Source organism: Thalassospira sp. UBA4513, assembly GCF_002388495.1.
Lineage (GTDB): Bacteria > Pseudomonadota > Alphaproteobacteria > Rhodospirillales > Thalassospiraceae > Thalassospira > Thalassospira tepidiphila.
The window spans coordinates 120,716-120,930 of sequence record NZ_DGMR01000030.1; the positions used below are offsets into that span (position 1 = coordinate 120,716).

Consider the following 215-nt stretch of genomic DNA (forward strand, 5'->3'; position numbering starts at 1 on the left):
AGCGGCACGATCATCGGTGAAATAAGCACCGCCATCATCGCCTGACGGCCCGGCACATGCGATTGGCTAAGACCGATCGCGGCAAGAGTCCCAAGGGATACCGAAATCAGCGTCGCAATCGGCGCAATAATCAACGAGTTCTTGAGCGGCACCATCCATTCGTCGGTACCAAGGAAATCGCGATAATGCTTGAGGCTATAGCCCTCTGCCTTGAA

At 54.9% G+C, this 215-nt stretch carries 1 protein-coding gene; it reads right to left on the reverse strand.

The window, feature by feature from the left end:
• Positions 1-215: ABC transporter permease (locus B2T33_RS12170; protein WP_414716639.1), on the reverse strand; the 215-nt coding region annotated here is incomplete at both ends.